10 protein-coding genes are annotated in these 14,813 nt (G+C 52.7%); 4 read left to right on the forward strand and 6 right to left on the reverse strand.

Going from position 1 to position 14,813, the window contains the following annotated elements; all coding sequences use genetic code 11:
* Positions 1 to 64: 64 nt before the first annotated feature.
* Positions 65 to 973 (forward strand): cation diffusion facilitator family transporter, encoded by a 909-nt coding sequence (locus tag AArcSt2_RS00965; protein ID WP_250582306.1) that lies wholly within the window; start codon positions 65 to 67, stop codon positions 971 to 973.
* On the opposite strand, the gene AArcSt2_RS00970 is transcribed toward AArcSt2_RS00965, so the two are convergent.
* The 3 genes from AArcSt2_RS00970 to AArcSt2_RS00980 are packed head-to-tail and all read right to left on the reverse strand — an operon-like array spanning position 970 to position 5,898.
* Positions 970 to 1,860, reverse strand: coding sequence for a segregation and condensation protein A (locus tag AArcSt2_RS00970; RefSeq protein ID WP_250582307.1), 891 nt, complete (start codon positions 1,858 to 1,860; stop codon positions 970 to 972). The genes AArcSt2_RS00965 and AArcSt2_RS00970 overlap by 4 nt on opposite strands.
* Positions 1,853 to 5,449 carry a chromosome segregation protein SMC gene (smc, locus tag AArcSt2_RS00975; protein WP_250582309.1) on the reverse strand — a complete coding sequence of 1,199 codons (3,597 nt, stop codon included), beginning with the start codon at positions 5,447 to 5,449 and terminating at the stop codon, positions 1,853 to 1,855. The genes AArcSt2_RS00970 and smc overlap by 8 nt, the downstream gene beginning before the upstream one ends.
* A gap of 56 nt (positions 5,450 to 5,505) precedes the next feature.
* The gene (locus AArcSt2_RS00980) at positions 5,506 to 5,898 is read right to left on the reverse strand and encodes a DUF7518 family protein (protein WP_250582312.1); all 393 of its coding nucleotides are present in this window, start codon (positions 5,896 to 5,898) and stop codon (positions 5,506 to 5,508) included.
* A gap of 120 nt (positions 5,899 to 6,018) precedes the next feature.
* On the opposite strand from AArcSt2_RS00980, the gene gatB reads away from it, so the two are divergent.
* Positions 6,019 to 7,506 (forward strand): Asp-tRNA(Asn)/Glu-tRNA(Gln) amidotransferase subunit GatB, encoded by a 1,488-nt coding sequence (gene gatB, locus AArcSt2_RS00985; protein WP_250582314.1) that lies wholly within the window; start codon positions 6,019 to 6,021, stop codon positions 7,504 to 7,506.
* Positions 7,507 to 7,527: 21 nt separating this feature from the next.
* On the opposite strand, the gene AArcSt2_RS00990 is transcribed toward gatB, so the two are convergent.
* The 3 genes from AArcSt2_RS00990 to AArcSt2_RS01000 all read right to left on the reverse strand — a co-directional run bounded on the left by AArcSt2_RS00990 (position 7,528) and on the right by AArcSt2_RS01000 (position 11,428).
* Positions 7,528 to 9,117 carry a methyl-accepting chemotaxis protein gene (locus tag AArcSt2_RS00990; protein WP_250582316.1) on the reverse strand — a complete coding sequence of 530 codons (1,590 nt, stop codon included), beginning with the start codon at positions 9,115 to 9,117 and terminating at the stop codon, positions 7,528 to 7,530.
* 115 nt (positions 9,118 to 9,232) lie between these two features.
* Entirely contained in the window at positions 9,233 to 10,636 is a 1,404-nt protein-coding gene (locus tag AArcSt2_RS00995; protein ID WP_174654553.1) for an MATE family efflux transporter, read from the reverse strand.
* A 120-nt stretch (positions 10,637 to 10,756) separates the two neighbouring features.
* Complete coding sequence (locus tag AArcSt2_RS01000; RefSeq protein ID WP_174652946.1) at positions 10,757 to 11,428, reverse strand: NAD-dependent epimerase/dehydratase family protein; 672 nt, start codon at positions 11,426 to 11,428, stop codon at positions 10,757 to 10,759.
* A 106-nt stretch (positions 11,429 to 11,534) separates the two neighbouring features.
* On the opposite strand from AArcSt2_RS01000, the gene AArcSt2_RS01005 reads away from it, so the two are divergent.
* Together AArcSt2_RS01005 and AArcSt2_RS01010 are read left to right on the forward strand one after the other, a co-directional pair.
* A complete protein-coding gene (locus AArcSt2_RS01005; RefSeq protein WP_250582318.1) occupies positions 11,535 to 12,923 on the forward strand; it encodes a M20/M25/M40 family metallo-hydrolase in 1,389 nt (462 codons plus the stop codon).
* A 64-nt stretch (positions 12,924 to 12,987) separates the two neighbouring features.
* The gene (locus tag AArcSt2_RS01010; protein ID WP_250582320.1) at positions 12,988 to 14,784 is read left to right on the forward strand and encodes a S9 family peptidase; all 1,797 of its coding nucleotides are present in this window, start codon (positions 12,988 to 12,990) and stop codon (positions 14,782 to 14,784) included.
* The last annotated feature ends 29 nt before the right edge of the window (positions 14,785 to 14,813 follow it).

The following is a 14,813-nucleotide window of genomic DNA, read 5'->3' on the forward strand; positions in this document are numbered from 1 at the left end:
ACTAATTCTGTATTTTCACCGTTATAATGACAATCGCTATACTGCGCTATGATCGAAACAGTACATGGCAGAGCGTGAGGATCGCAATCGGTTCATCCGTGCAACGTGGGTGAACGTACTCGGAAATGCGATCAAAATCATTGTTGTCGGGGGTGCAGGCATTGCCTTCAACAGCGTTGCGCTCATCGCCGATGCGGCTCATTCTATTGCCGATCTTATTGCAAGCTTTGTCGTCCTCATCTGGGGAGACAGCAGCTACGTCGAAGCAGACGATAATCATCCACACGGACACGAACGAATCGAGCCGCTCACGGCACTGTTCGTCGGTGCCGTGATCACACTGCTTGGATTGAATTTATTATATGAGTCTGCCCGTGGATTGGTGTTTGGTGCAGATGTGACGTTTAGTTGGATTCTGTTAGCTGCACTTGGCTTTGCTATTGCAGATATGTATGTTGTGTATCGCTACACTGACCATGTGAATGAGACGATCGACTCAACAGCTCTAGCTGCACTTGCGAAAGATTGTCTAAACGACATCTATACCTCATTTGCGGCGGCGATCGGAGTGATTGGCGTGCTCCTTGGATTTCCACTGTTGGATCCGATTGCCGGTGGATTGGTCAGTATTCTTGTGATCTACCAAGGGATCGAGATTGGCCGCGAAAATATTGATTATCTTGTCGGTGCTGCACCAACAGAGACAGAGCGAACCGCAATCGCGACACTCCTTCGGGAGCATCCCGCAGTACGAGGAATCCATGACCTAACCGTATTCTATGATGGACCGGTGTTAGAGGTGGAGGTTCATGTAGAGGTTGATGGTGCGCTCACACTGAGAGAAGCCCATGAAATCGAAACCGAACTTGTCCAACAGTTACGATCTGAAGAAAACGTTGGTGACGTGCATGTCCACCTTGATCCATCCGGAATTGGAGAGTGGAAAGATGCAGCCGATCTTGAGCTTAGTTAATCCGACGGCGTGCGTGGTGATGCAGGTTCTGAGTTGTCGTCTTCTGACACCGCACCTGCAGTTGCTGACTCAATCCATAGGTCACCAAAAAAATCATCCTGACGAAGCTGAAGCCGCCCACGATGAGCCAAAAACAGCAGCGAGAGATATGTCATAAAAGTCCGTCCACCTGCAGTACGGATCTCAGCAAACAGCACGGCATCGCGCCCACGCTCAAACTGTTTTTCGATTACCTCAATCACATCAGCGATCACGGTCTCAATATCTTCCGTGTGTGTTGTCCCCGTGACATCGCCTTCTGTGGGTTCTCCATCATGACGAAGATCATCGGCAGATCGGTAATCGAGTGTCTGGCGGCCACGAGAAAATCCACGCGGTGACTCTGTTGTATCGTACTCGCGGCGACGTTTCCACCAGTTTTCACGCTCTGCTTCTCGGAGCTCTCGAACCAGTTCATCGAGGGTTTCAGGCGATCCTCGGGTACTTTTTCGATCCAACCGACGGTCCATCTCTGCTTCGAGGGCATCGATCGGGTCGAAGCTACTGCTCACATCATCATTGAACGCTTGTTCCCATGGGTCCGGTTCCGGTTCCGGCTCCGGCTCTGGGTCGCGTAAGAGCTCATCACCTTTCATCCGAAGTAGAACACTCGCGTAAAAAAGTGCCCGCCCAGTCGTTCGCAAATCAGTCTCATCAAGTTTCGAGAGAAACGCATCAGTCACCGCAACAATATCGATGTCCCACGGCTCAATTTCTCCTTCTTCTGCAAGTTGAACAAGCAGCTCGACTGGCTCAACCTCGTCATCATCTGTCTCTGCAGGCGTCTGGGATGTGTCATCGGGTGAGACAATTTCTAGGGATTCACCTGAGTCCGGCAACTTAGTCATCCGATGTCACCTCTGGGGCGTCTGACTCTGGATCCGTCTCGCCACCGAACTGAATACCGGTTACAGCACTAACGTTATCCGATTGCATCGTGACACCGATCGCCCGCTCTGAGCGCTCAAGTAGTGCCGATCGATGTGAGACGACGACGAACTGTGCATCGCCTGCAAGGTCATCAACCATCTCTCCAACACGCTCTGCATTAACGGCATCCAAGAACGCATCAACTTCATCAAGCGCGTAGAATGGCGCTGGATTGTGTCGCTGGATGGCAAAAATAAATGCGAGTGCAGTCAGCGATTTCTCGCCACCGGACATTGCATTGAGCCGCTGAACCGGCTTGTCACCAGGCTGTGCTTTCATTGTGAGCCCATCCTCGAACGGATCCTCTGGGTTCTCAAGGACAAGCTCGCCAGTCCCAGCAGATAGTCGTGAGAAAATCTCTGTAAAGTGTTCGTTGATCGCGTTAAACGACTCCATGAACGTTGCCTTCTTTTGGGATTCATACTGGTTGATGCGCTCTTCGATACCATCTCGTTCAGTGGCAAGCGTCTCACGACCATCTGTGAGCCGACTAAGTTCAGTTTGAACCTCATCATACTCATCGATCGCCAACATATTCACCGGCTCTAACGCCTCCATCTTCGTCTCAAGCCGCGTGATTGACGCTTCAACTTCGTCATGGTCTGGGATCTCATCCGGATCATACTCACCAACCTGTGATTCAAGTTCGTCAATCTCCCAGGCCAGCCGCTCGGCAGCGTCTTTATGTCCCTCCAACCGTGACTCGATCGAGTTGACCCGATCGCGGGCCTGATCGCGCTCGTTGCGAGCGGACTCAACGGTTTCCTGGAGCTCGCTTCGATCGGCTTTTAGATCGACGAGTTCCGTTTCAAGATCCGCAATTGCCGCATGCTTCTCGGATAACGTCTCCTCTTTAGACTCAATCTCGGATTCAAGCTCTTCAATAAGCTCTTCGGCATCGGCCTTTCGGTTCTGTGCAGTTGTGACCGTCTCATGCAGGTTCTCGATCGCATCGTCTGCGTACTGTTTCTCAAGCTGTTTCTCATTCAGTTTGGAGTCAATCTGGCTCATCCGATCTTCGAGCTCACTGATTTCTGTTCGGATGTCCTCAGCTTGGGCGGTCAACTCTGGAATCTTCGAATCGGCAAGCTCCGATTCAAGCGACTCGATCGTTTCCGTAACAGATGCTCGTTCTGTCTGTAACGATTCGAGTTGCGCATCGAGAGCGGCCATCTCTTCATCAACAGACTCACGCTTTGCTTCAAGTTCCGCAATCCGCGACTCGATCGATTCAATCTCTTCGTCTGTTGATTCGATATCTGCTTCAACCCGCTCAATATCTGTTTCGATCGATCGAACCTTGTCGCTTGCATTGGATTTCCGGTCGCGTGCCGCATCAATGTCGGATTCAAACTCGTTGATTTTCGTATGGAGTGTTCGGCGTTTGTCCTCCAGCGAGGCAATCTCCTTGGCAACCCGCTCTAACCGCCCTTCGCCGGACTTTGAGAACGAGTAACGAGAGCCACCACCGGAACCACCAGTCATCGCTCCCGATCGCTCAACCAGGTCACCGTCCAACGTAACCATCCGATAGTCACCCATCAGCTCTCGAGCTGTCTGCATATCTTCGACAACAAGTGTCGAGCCAAGCACGTACGAGAAAATGGACTCATACTGGCTGTCGTAGCTAACCAAGTTCCGAGCAAAATCGACGACACCGGGGTGAGATGGGAGCCGCGGGAGGCCACGGTTGTCCATCTTCGTAATCGGCAAGAACGTCGCTCGGCCAGCGTTCCGTTGTTTCAGGTATGAGATACAGTCTGAGCCGACACCATCATCCGAAACCACAACATTGGCAAGTCGTCCTCCTGCTGCGGTTTCACAGGCGGTTGCATACTCGCCATCGACGCTTGCAAGCTCACCAACCGGGCCATGTACTCCTGCCAGATTTGCGTTCTTGATTGTCGTCACTGCACGCGGCCACGAACTATCGCCGTTTGAGCCTGCACGCGCCTCTAGCTCCGCATATTCTGTCTGTTTCGATCGGATCTTCGATGCAACATCATCGAGTTCGGATTTGACTGCAGATCGCTCCTCTCGAAGCGCCTCAACTGTTTCGGTGATTGTCTCAACGTTTGTCTCGGCTTTGTGGAGTTCGCTGTGAAGCTCCGACCGTTTACGTTTCAGCTCCGGTTTTCGCTCTCTGGCAGCGTCACGCTCTGATCGAGCATCCGCGATCTCGTTTGATCGTCGCCGGGCACCGTCTAAGAGTCGGTCCTTTTCACGCTGAACGTCATTAATCTCCGTTTTGAGCGTCTCAAGCCGGTCGGTATTTTCACCGAGTTCGGTTTTGAGTTCATCAAACTCCGTGTCAACATCGTCAATCTCGGCTTGGATCGCTTCGAGTTCGCTCTCTTTTGTCGTGAGTTCGCTTTTTGTAGATGCCTTCTTGACTTTGAGCGATCGAATGTCGCCTGCAAGCTCATCGACCTGCTCTTGTTTGCGGTCGATCTCGACAAACGCGCTCCTGCGCTCGGTTTCTGCATCCTCCGCTCGTGCCTCCGCATTTTCGATGCGGCCCTCGAGCCGATCGATCTCGCCTTTGATTGTTTCAATCTCCCGTTTGATTTTGAGCTGTTCGTCCTCACCTTTGCGCTCGATCTCACGATTTAATTCCGAGAGCTCATCTTTGAGGCGGGTAAGCCGCCCCTGTTTTGTATCAAGCGTCTCGTTATGCTTTTCGAGCTCCTCTGTTCGGGTTTCGATTTTGGTTTGTGTTTGTGCAAGGTCCGATCGCTTCTCTTCGAGCTCTGCCGCTTGGAGATACCCCTCGTATTCGGTTTTCTCGTCTCTCAGGCGCTGATATTTAAGCGCGGTTTCACGCTCATCTTCGAGCTGTTCAAGGCGATTCTCTTTGTCGTCGATCTTAAGATCAGCTTCTTTAATTTGTTCTTCGACCGCTGTTAGCTCCTCAAAAGCTGCATCCTTTTTTTGGTCAAACTCCGCAACGCCCGCGATCTCATCAATGATGCCTCGGCGCTGGTAGGCGGACATGTTGATGATTTCGGTTACATCGCCCTGCATGACCACGTTGTAGCCTTCCGGCGTTACACCCGCCTGTGAGAGTAGATCTTGGATGTCCGAGAGGTTGACTGATCGTTCATTTAGGTAGTAGTACGAGTAGTAGTTCTCCTCGGTTTGTTTGACACGCCGTTTGATTTTGATCTCATCAATCTCTCCGATCCGATCCGTGCCGGCCGCAGAGACAACTTGTTCTCTGGTGAGCGCACCATCTGCGTTGTCCAAAATAACGGTGACACTGGCCTCTTTTGTGCCACCACGGGTAGCGCCGTCTTCGTGACCTGGGTTGTAGATGAGGTCTGTGAGTTTCTCTGCACGGATACCTCTCGTTCGAGCGAGACCAAGTGCAAACAACACACCGTCAATAATATTTGATTTGCCGGAGCCATTCGGCCCCGTGATAACGGTGAAATCCTCGTAAAATGGAATCTCCGTTGGTCGTCCAAAGCTTTTGAAACCGTCCAAAACAAGCCGTTTAATGTGCATAGGAAATTACGATCGTGGAGGAATCTGTCGGCCACGCAGCTGTGGTTGGTACAGCGTTACGCAACAATAATGTCGCTTTCTTCAGCCGACGCATCACTATCTGCATCCTGTGACTCATCGGATTTATCGGCATCGGTTACAGTCTCGGTTGCTGAATTATCTGTCTCCTCGTCTGTTTGTGCAGGCTCATTACGCTCGTGTTTGACAACCTCGACATGGTCGTCACTTTTTGTGGTCCACTCACGGACTGCTGGCTCAGCTTCAGTATCCGTCTCAACGATCGGTTGCTCCGCAGTTTCTTCGGCAGCTTCGGCAGCGGCGCGCTGTTCGTCAACCTCCGTCTCGAGAATCCGAACACGCTCTTTGGTTTCGACAAGCTCCTCTGTGAGGCCATTGACTGCCGCTTGAAGCTCTGCGATCCGTGATTCTAACTCGGAGCGATTACTCATATCATACGTGCGTGTTGCTGGCCGTATAAATGTGTGTCAGACATCTGTGTGACAAGAACACACACGCTAGTTCGGTACTGTCCCGTTAGCCTTTAGCCGACAGCGGGCAAAGCCGGCGTAATGACAGCTCAGGCCGCCGAACAACGAGAGCTTGCGGTTGTGATCGGGTTGGAGGTTCACGTCCAACTCGAAACCGCAACAAAGATTTTCTGTGGCTGTTCGACACGCGCTGACGAAGATGAAGCGCCAAACACGCGAACATGCCCAACCTGTCTTGGACTCCCCGGGGCACTTCCAGTTCTGAATGAAGGGGCCGTCGAGGCAGCAGTAAAGATCGGAAAGGCGCTCTCTGCAGAGATTCCTGAACAGACGACGTTCCACCGAAAAAACTACTACTATCCTGACCTACCGAAGAATTTCCAGCTAACCCAGTACGATGCACCAATCTGTGCGGATGGGTCGCTTGAGATTTCGGTCGAAGGAACCAGACGATCGATCGGCATCACCCGTGCACATCTTGAGGAAGATCCAGGGAGCCTCCAACACAAGGGTGGGAGTATCGACACCGCGGACTACACGCTTGTCAACTACAACCGTGCGGGAACGCCATTAGTTGAGATTGTCACGGAGCCGGATTTTCGATCGCCAGCGGAGACGCGTGCCTTCCTTGCAAAGCTCGAGGAAGTGTTAGCGTACCTTGGTGTGTTCGACGCAACCCGCGATGGAAGCCTTCGTGTTGACGCAAACATTTCGCTCGTTGATGCTGAAGCGGTGGCAGAAGACGGCTCAATCAGCGATGAGGCACTTGAATCGGCAAACCGAACTGAAGTGAAAAACATCTCCAGTCACAAAGGCGCGGAGAAGGCACTTGCATATGAGGTAACACGTCAAAAGAACGCCATCCAGCGTGGCCGCGTTATTGAACAGGAAACTCGACACTGGGATGAGACACGCGGGATAACCGTCTCAATGCGATCGAAAGAAGCCGAGAAGGATTACAGATATTTCCGAGAGGCAGATCTCCCACCGCTTGAGGTCTCAGATTGGAAAGCAAAGATCCCGATTCCAGAACTGCCTGACGCTCGACGCGATCGGTTCGCATCCGAGTACGGGCTTGATGGTGAATCTGCATCGAAACTCACCTCGACAAAAGCGGTCGCAGACTTCTTTGAAGACGTTGCTGAGTCGTTCGATCCTGATCTGGCAGCAACGTGGGTCGCAGACAACCTGCTCGGTGAACTGAACTACCGTGACATGGAAGTCACCGATATCAGCGATCGACTCGAAGAGTTTACCACACTCATTAGTCTCGTCGATGCGGACGAAGTCACCGTCAAAAATGCTGAAGAGATCGTGCTTCGATCGATGCTGGATGAGGGTGACGACCCCGAGACGATCATTGACCGGGAAGGACTTGGAAAAGCAGACGATGATGCGATTGGGGCGTTCGTCACGGAAGCGATCGAAGAGAATCCTGATGCGGTCGAAGATTATCACAATGGGGAGGATGGGGCGCTCAACTTCCTTGTCGGACAGGTCATGCAAAAAAGCCGTGGCAGTGCCGATCCCGGAACCGTAAACGCGCTGCTCCAAGACGAGTTAGCGTAAGTAAAACGAGCCGCTGTATCCTTATTGTAGTGACTGACCGCCACGGAGCGCACGGACCCGTGCGCTAAGTTGTTCGACCGCAGCAGCTTGCTGATCGGTTGCCGCAACGATCTGTGTGGCTGCAGCTTCCGTCTCCTCGGACTGGTCTTGGACGGACTCAAGTGTCACTGTGAGCTCTTCAACGGTTGCTGCTTGATCTGTCGTTGCTCGTGAAACTTGGGAGATGCCATCTGCAACCTGTTCGGATGCAGCTGCGATATCGTCAAACGAGTCGAGCACTTCGCCGATCTGTTCGTTCGCCGTCCCGATGTGCTGCTGTGACTCATCCGTCGCTTGATACGCCTCCTCCATCCGGGCCGCGAGATCGTCAATGTCGTTTGTGATCCGTTCGGTGTGTTTTTGCGTCTCATCGGAGAGATTCTTCACCTCGTTTGCGACAACCGCAAACCCATCACCTTCGGAGCCAGCACGTGCGGCTTCGATGTTTGCATTGAGTGCAAGCAGGTTCGTCTGTTCTGCCACATCAGAGATGATTTCAACAACCTTCCGAATGTCATCCATCTGTTCGCCGAGTGTCCCAACCGTGTCCACAAGATCATCTCCAATATCGACAACCTCTTTCATTGTCTGTCGGGCATCAACACTTGCATCAACACCCTCTTGTGCAGCGAGACTTGCTTGATCAGCCGCAGTATCGACTTCCTCTGCAGTTGAGGCCACCTCTTCCATCGTTGCAGAGAACGTCTGCATCTCGGAGACACCCTCAGAGAGCAGTTCGTGTTGTTCATCAACCGCTTGTGCGATCGACGTTGCTGCACGTGTGGTTTCCTCAACACCCTCTTCGATCTCATCGGTCTGAACCTCAACGTCGCTTGTAAGCTTTTCAATATTGTCTAAAGAGCTGTTGAGATCATCAACAACATCTAATAACCCACTATCAACGGCGTCAAATGCGTCAGTTCGAGTTGCACGAACCGAGAGATCACCATCATCAACCGCTTCAAGGACAGTACCGAGTTCATCAACAAGTGCTTCGGTTGCGCGCCTTTGTTCGACTTCTTCGGTACGATCGTTAACAACCTCAATTACACGAACTAATTTATCATCTTCAAAAATTGGTGTTGCGGTGAAGCGAATGTGTTTTTCAACGCCGTGTCGATCGGGGATGGTGCTCGTGTCTGCATACCGATACTGTGTTTCATTCTCAACGTCCAACTCATACTCCTCAGCAGCAGTTTTTGGTGCTGTTAAGACCTTGTCAGCAAGCGTCTCCGATCGTCGCCCATCAGGATAGAACATCTCGCTCGCATGCTCGTGTCCGATTGCCTCCGCAGAAGTAACACCGGTCAGTTCTGCGAGTTCATCGTTCCACGACTCAATACTGCCATCAGGATTCAGTGTGAAGATCGGAACACCAACACCGTCGAAGTTCACCGATGCGGAATCCTGTCGGACAGCGGAGCCTGCCTGTAACGGCTCCTCAATTTCGTTTTTCGTCCCTGTTGGTGGCGTCTCCGGTCCGCTCGTGGAGTTCGCAGAAACAACACCTCCATCAGTCTTGATTGGTTTACTATAAAGTCGCCGCAGCAGTCTTGAAACGGAACCCAACATACACTCAAAATACGTGGGGTGAGTATTTGAATCCAAACTACAAAATATCAGTTCAGATATTCAGAGGAGACATTGTGTGGTATGCGCCCCATGCGCATAAAATCCGGGTAGTATTTTAATCGGCAGTGCTCCCGTGTCGATCGGTAGCAATGACACCGTCTTTCCACGTACCACGGCTAAACCAGACCACGGCAACACCAAATGAGAGCACTGCTGCGGTCGTGTATGCGACCCATAATCCAGAGACACCATAATCTAACGCGGCGATTTCAATCCCGACACCCGGAACTGTGATTGTCCACGCAAACGCGAGAACAAGTGCAAGCGGGATTCGGAAGATCCACCGGGAAAGGAACGAGAGCACCATTGCAACCTTGGTAACACCAGCACCACGGAACGCGCCTTGAATAACCATCACGCCGCCGAAGAATGCCCATGACGGGGCGACAATTTGGAGGAATCGGACTCCCTCGTCAATCACTGCCTGTTCGCTGATGAAGATTTCCATTGCGGTTGCAGGGAACGCAATGACAAGCCCCGCTGCGACTGCTAACATTCCCATCGTTGCGGCAGTGGCTTTCCATGTTACCTCAACTGCCCGATCGGGCGTCTCCGAACCAAGGTTCTGTCCAACTCCAGTTGCAGTTGCCTGTCCGACCGCACCAGCAACGGACCACGAAACGGACATCAACCGAACACCAATCCCGTACGCAGCGATCGCTGCAACGCTGAATCTGGCGACAAATGCAGCCATAACAACTGCTGCAAACGATCGGGCCCAGCCATCGATCGTTGCAGGGTAGCCAATCCCAACAAGTTTTTTCAGGATCTGTGGATCCGGCTTGAGATCAGCTACTCGTAGTTGGACACCAAACCCACCACGAAGCAAAATGTACACACCAGCAGCAGTTGCTGCAAACCGCGCAATAAATGTAGCAACAGCAGCCCCCTGTGTACCAAGTTCAGGGAATGGGCCCCAACCAAGAATAAAGAACGGGTCGAGGACGACATTCAGCCCTGCAGAGGCAACCATGAGCCACATCGCTGTTTTCGTATCGCCAGCACCCTGTAGCGACGACCGAAATGCAAAAAAGAGGAACGTCAGCGGGATCGAGAGGAAAATAATCTCGATATATGCAAGCGCTTCAACGAACACTTGCCCCTCTGCACCGATCAGTGTGAGCAGTTCGTATCTAAATGCAAGGCCAAGCGCTGAGAGCGCGGTTGAGACAACAAGCGCCAGCAGTGTCGTCTGTGCGACCACGTGATCTGCCCGTCGATCGTTTCCGGCCCCGACATGCTGAGAGACAAGCGCAATTGTCGCGGCAGTGATCCCCATTGCAGTTGAAATGAACATCCACGAAAGCGGGAACATCAACGAAACTGCTGCAACAGCGTCGTCGCTTACCCGCCCAACCCAGAACATATCTGCAAGGTTATAGAATGTCTGTAGCAGGTTTCCAAGCACGAGCGGCCACGCAAGGGTGAACAGCTTTGGCGTGATTGCGCCGGTTGTCATATCGACGCGACTTCGATTCTCAGACACAGCGGTCACTCACTCGAAAAACATGGTGGGACGAACCTATGTATGCGGAAACCCCACATCGATCACCGCCAATACCTGCTGTACTGTATTCGTTCACGCGTCAGCGATATCTTCTGTGGTCAATAAACGACGATCGGACGCAAACGAATCAAGCGTCACCCGCGCAACATGTGCAACCGGAAGTGGCCGAACATCACCCAGTCGTTCCGGAACTGCAGGCAACCGGTCGACTACACGGCAGAGTTCATTTAGCACGCCCGGAAAATGCGGCTGCCCTGGGCCATATACTGGACCCGGACGAAGTACTGTAAGGTCAAAGTTCAGATCAGAGATTGCGCGCTCTGCCCGGCGTTTCGATCGGAGATACTCTCGTCGCGCAGTTGGATAATTAACCGCAGAGGAGAGAAACACGAACTGCTCTACGCCTGCGCGCTCTGCTTCAAGCGCGGTAAGGATCGCTGAGTCACCGTTTATTCGTTCGAACGTAACACCGTCTGTTGGAGACTCATGTGCAGTCCCAACAGCGTGCACAACAATGTCGCAGCCCCGCAGCCGATCGCGCCAGGTATGTGGGCTAAACAGATCCGCGCTCGTCCATTCAACATCGTCAATCCACTGTGCATCATGTTGATGTAGCCCAGGAAGATCCGTCGAGGGACGACCACCTCTTGAGACACTACGAACAGCATATCCATCACCGACTGCTTCTCTGCAGATCTCACGACCGAGAAAGCCGCTCCCACCAACAACAAGGAGTTTGGTCATACCCTCAGTACACGCCGAGGGTACCTTGTCGTTGTGGTCCAAGCCAACAGACGCGCCGACCACCGCAACCCAAAACACCAAGCAGCCGAATCGCGCACGGACGCACATGACAGACATTGTTCAACAGACGATCGACACCGAGCTTGAGACATATCAATCTGCACTCTTTTCGCTTCTGCGACAACCAAGTATCAGTACCACTGGAGAGGGAATGGATACGGCGGTCGATGTCGTTGTTGAAACGATCGATCGGTTTGGCTTCGATCACGTCAAATCAATTGAAACATGCCGGCATCCGCTCGTCTACGCTGAGAAACTCACTGATCCTGAAAATCCAACGGTTGTCTTCTACGGCCATTATGACGTTCAACCACCGGGCGCAGACGACGAGTGGGAGTCGCCGCCGTTTGAGCCGACAGTCAGAGACGGTCGTATCTATGCACGCGGTGTCGGAGATAACAAAGGCCAGTTCAGTGCACACGTGTTTGCGACGCATGCACTCAGCGAGGCTGACGAGCTGCCCGCAGTGAATATCAAACTCCTCGTGGAAGGTGGAGAAGAGAGCGGAAGTGCAGGCTTATTCGAATACATTGACTCCGGTGCACCGGATATCTCGGATGCAGATCTGCTGTATGTCGCAGACGGGCCGATGCACGCAGCACCTGCAACAGCAGCAGATACCGAAACACAGCGAAAGAGCGTGCCGACGTTTGCGTACGGAAACCGTGGTGTACTCTCGTTCCAACTTGATCTGCAAACCGCAAATACGGACTTTCACTCCGGTAACTTCGGCGGTCCAACACCGAATGCGGCGACTGAGCTCGTGCACATCCTTGATTCGTTCTTTACTGGTGAGGACATTGCGATCGACGGCTTCCTCGACGGCGTCAATCCAAGTGATCGTGCTCGCGAGCTTGTTGACAGTATCCCAGTGGACGAACAGCAGTTGATGGATGAGTTGGATATTACTGCATTGGTAACCGACCGAGGCTTCTATCACAAACTACTGCTTGAGCCGTCGCTCACGATTAACGGGCTCTCAAGCGGCTATCAGGGTGACGGAATGAAAACCGTCCTTCCATCAAAGGCAACCGCAAAGCTAGATACACGACTGGTTCCGGGACAGGATCCGGATGCGGTGTTTGCGGCGATCAGCGCGCATATCGAGGCTCGAAATCCCGATGTAATGGTGACAAAACAGACTGCGTTCGCGCCGATGCAGACGCCGATCGATGCTCCAGAGGCCGATGCCGTCCGATCGGCGTTGTCGTCCGTCTGGGGGCAGTCGCCGGTGGAGTTCCCAGTGTTAGGTGGGAGCCTTCCTGCGGCGTATTTCCAGAACGCACCGTCGCTTGCGGATATTCCTGTCTTTGTTGTTCCGTACGCAAACCACGATGAAGGGAACCACTCACCAAATGAGAACATGGAGCTTGCATGTTTCGAGCGAGGGATCCGGACTTCTGCGGCGTTTTTGCAGGCGATTGCAGACGAGTAAGGCCTCTTGTGAACCGGGCTGCCGGTGTACGAATATTTTACCGGGCTCCGCGTGCAGTGCTCGTATGCACCCAGTCCGTCGATTTCTCAGTATTGACACCATCACTTCGCCCTCATTTACAACGGAAGGTGGGGTGCTGTATCTCTGTGATACAACCGGTACATCACAGGTTTGGTACCGTCTCGATCGGCACACCGATCCGGAACGGCTCACAGCCGAATCCGAGCGCATCTCGTTCGTGAGTGCATCACCAACACGCGCCGAATTTATATTTGGGATGGATCAAGGAAGCGATGAACATGACCAACTGTTCCGGTACCAGTTGGAAACCGGCGAGCAAACCCCGCTAACCGCAACACCGGACGCGATCCATCTGTGGGGTGGCTGGTCTCCGGATGGCGATCGGTTTGCGTTCGCTGCAAACAGGCGACAGTCGGACACATTTGACGTTTACATACAAGATCGAGACGGCGGTCCTGATGATGCAACGCTTGTTTATGAAGGAGAGGGCGGGTTTCTCTCGGTTGAGGCGTGGCATCCCGACGGCGATCGACTCTGTCTTTCGCGTGCACGATCGAGCGGGGCACAAGATGTCTACGTCTGCGCAATCGATGATGGCTCACTCACGCAGATAAACCGTGCCGAGAACGCCCGATATGAGTCGTTTACATTCGATGGTGCTGGTGGGCTCTACTGTTTGACAAACCAGTTGGATGACAACATGGCGCTTGTGCGGCTGTCGCTTTCAGATGGGACTGCGACACCGATTGTGGATGGGGATGGATGGAATATCGACCACTACGCAGTTGACCGATCGACAAACGCGCTCATCTATACGCGAAATGTGGATGGGTTTAGCACGCTACACGTCGGCGAAATCACGCCCGAAGACACAGTTGCGATCCACACTGAACCGGACATCGGCTCACAGGTTGTTTCAGATCTTGTGCGCTCACCGACTGGCGAACAGTTTGCAGTTGCATACTCGAAACGTACCGCTCCACATGCAATCGCATGTGGGAACACAACACCGGATACAGTTCTCGAAACGATTGTTGCCGCTGGAACGCTCGGAATCCCAGAACCAACGCTTCGATCACCGGAGGTAATCAGATACACCGCAGCTGATGGGATTGAAATTCCAGCATACTGGACGCTCCCAAACGATGCGACAGCGGGGAAGACACCCGTTATTGTGGACATTCACGGCGGACCAGAACACCAACGGCGACCGTGGTTCTACCCGACAAAACAGTTCTTCCTTCAGCAAGGATATGCCGTGTTAGAGCCAAATGTACGTGGCTCGTCTGGATATGGGAAAGCGTACACACAGCTTGACGATGTTGAAAAACGGATGGATTCCGTTCGTGATATCAAATCCGCTGTTGAGTGGCTTCACAAGCAGCCTGCGGTTGACCCCGATCGAATTATTGCATATGGCCGATCGTACGGCGGATTTATCGTTCTCTCGGCGATTACAGAGTACCCTGAGCTATGGCGTGCTGCTGTCGAATTTGTTGGGATCGCAGACTTCGAGACCTTCTTGGAGAATACAGGTGAGTGGCGTCGGTCTCACCGTGAACACGAGTACGGATCGCTTGAAACTGATCGAGACGTTCTCAAAGAGATCAGCCCGATTCATGCTGTTGAGAAGATCAAGTGCCCGCTGTTTATCCAACATGGAGCAAATGATCCACGAGTGCCAGTTGGCGAGGCGGAACAGATTGCCGCCGCACTTGCGTCGCGGGACGTCCCTGTGGAGACGCTAATTTTCCCGGATGAAGGCCACCACACAACCGATCGGACGAATCTGATCACACAGTTTGAGGCTATTGCGTCATTTCTTGAAAAACATGTGTGAACAACTGTTGAGTGAAAGTCATCAAACTA

Source organism: Natronocalculus amylovorans (genome assembly GCF_023638035.1).
GTDB classification, from domain to species: Archaea; Halobacteriota; Halobacteria; order Halobacteriales; family Haloferacaceae; genus Natronocalculus; species Natronocalculus amylovorans.

Coding starts and splice junctions, on each gene's coding strand:
- AArcSt2_RS00965 (WP_250582306.1), top strand. CDS start 65: ATGGCAGAGCGTGAGGATCGCAATCGGTTCATCCGTGCAACGTGGGTG.
- AArcSt2_RS00995 (WP_174654553.1), bottom strand. CDS start 10,636: ATGACAACCGGCGCAATCACGCCAAAGCTGTTCACCCTTGCGTGGCCG.
- gatB (WP_250582314.1), top strand. CDS start 6,019: ATGACAGCTCAGGCCGCCGAACAACGAGAGCTTGCGGTTGTGATCGGG.
- AArcSt2_RS00980 (WP_250582312.1), bottom strand. CDS start 5,898: ATGAGTAATCGCTCCGAGTTAGAATCACGGATCGCAGAGCTTCAAGCG.
- AArcSt2_RS00970 (WP_250582307.1), bottom strand. CDS start 1,860: ATGACTAAGTTGCCGGACTCAGGTGAATCCCTAGAAATTGTCTCACCC.
- AArcSt2_RS01000 (WP_174652946.1), bottom strand. CDS start 11,428: ATGACCAAACTCCTTGTTGTTGGTGGGAGCGGCTTTCTCGGTCGTGAG.
- AArcSt2_RS01010 (WP_250582320.1), top strand. CDS start 12,988: ATGCACCCAGTCCGTCGATTTCTCAGTATTGACACCATCACTTCGCCC.
- smc (WP_250582309.1), bottom strand. CDS start 5,449: ATGCACATTAAACGGCTTGTTTTGGACGGTTTCAAAAGCTTTGGACGA.
- AArcSt2_RS01005 (WP_250582318.1), top strand. CDS start 11,535: ATGACAGACATTGTTCAACAGACGATCGACACCGAGCTTGAGACATAT.
- AArcSt2_RS00990 (WP_250582316.1), bottom strand. CDS start 9,117: ATGTTGGGTTCCGTTTCAAGACTGCTGCGGCGACTTTATAGTAAACCA.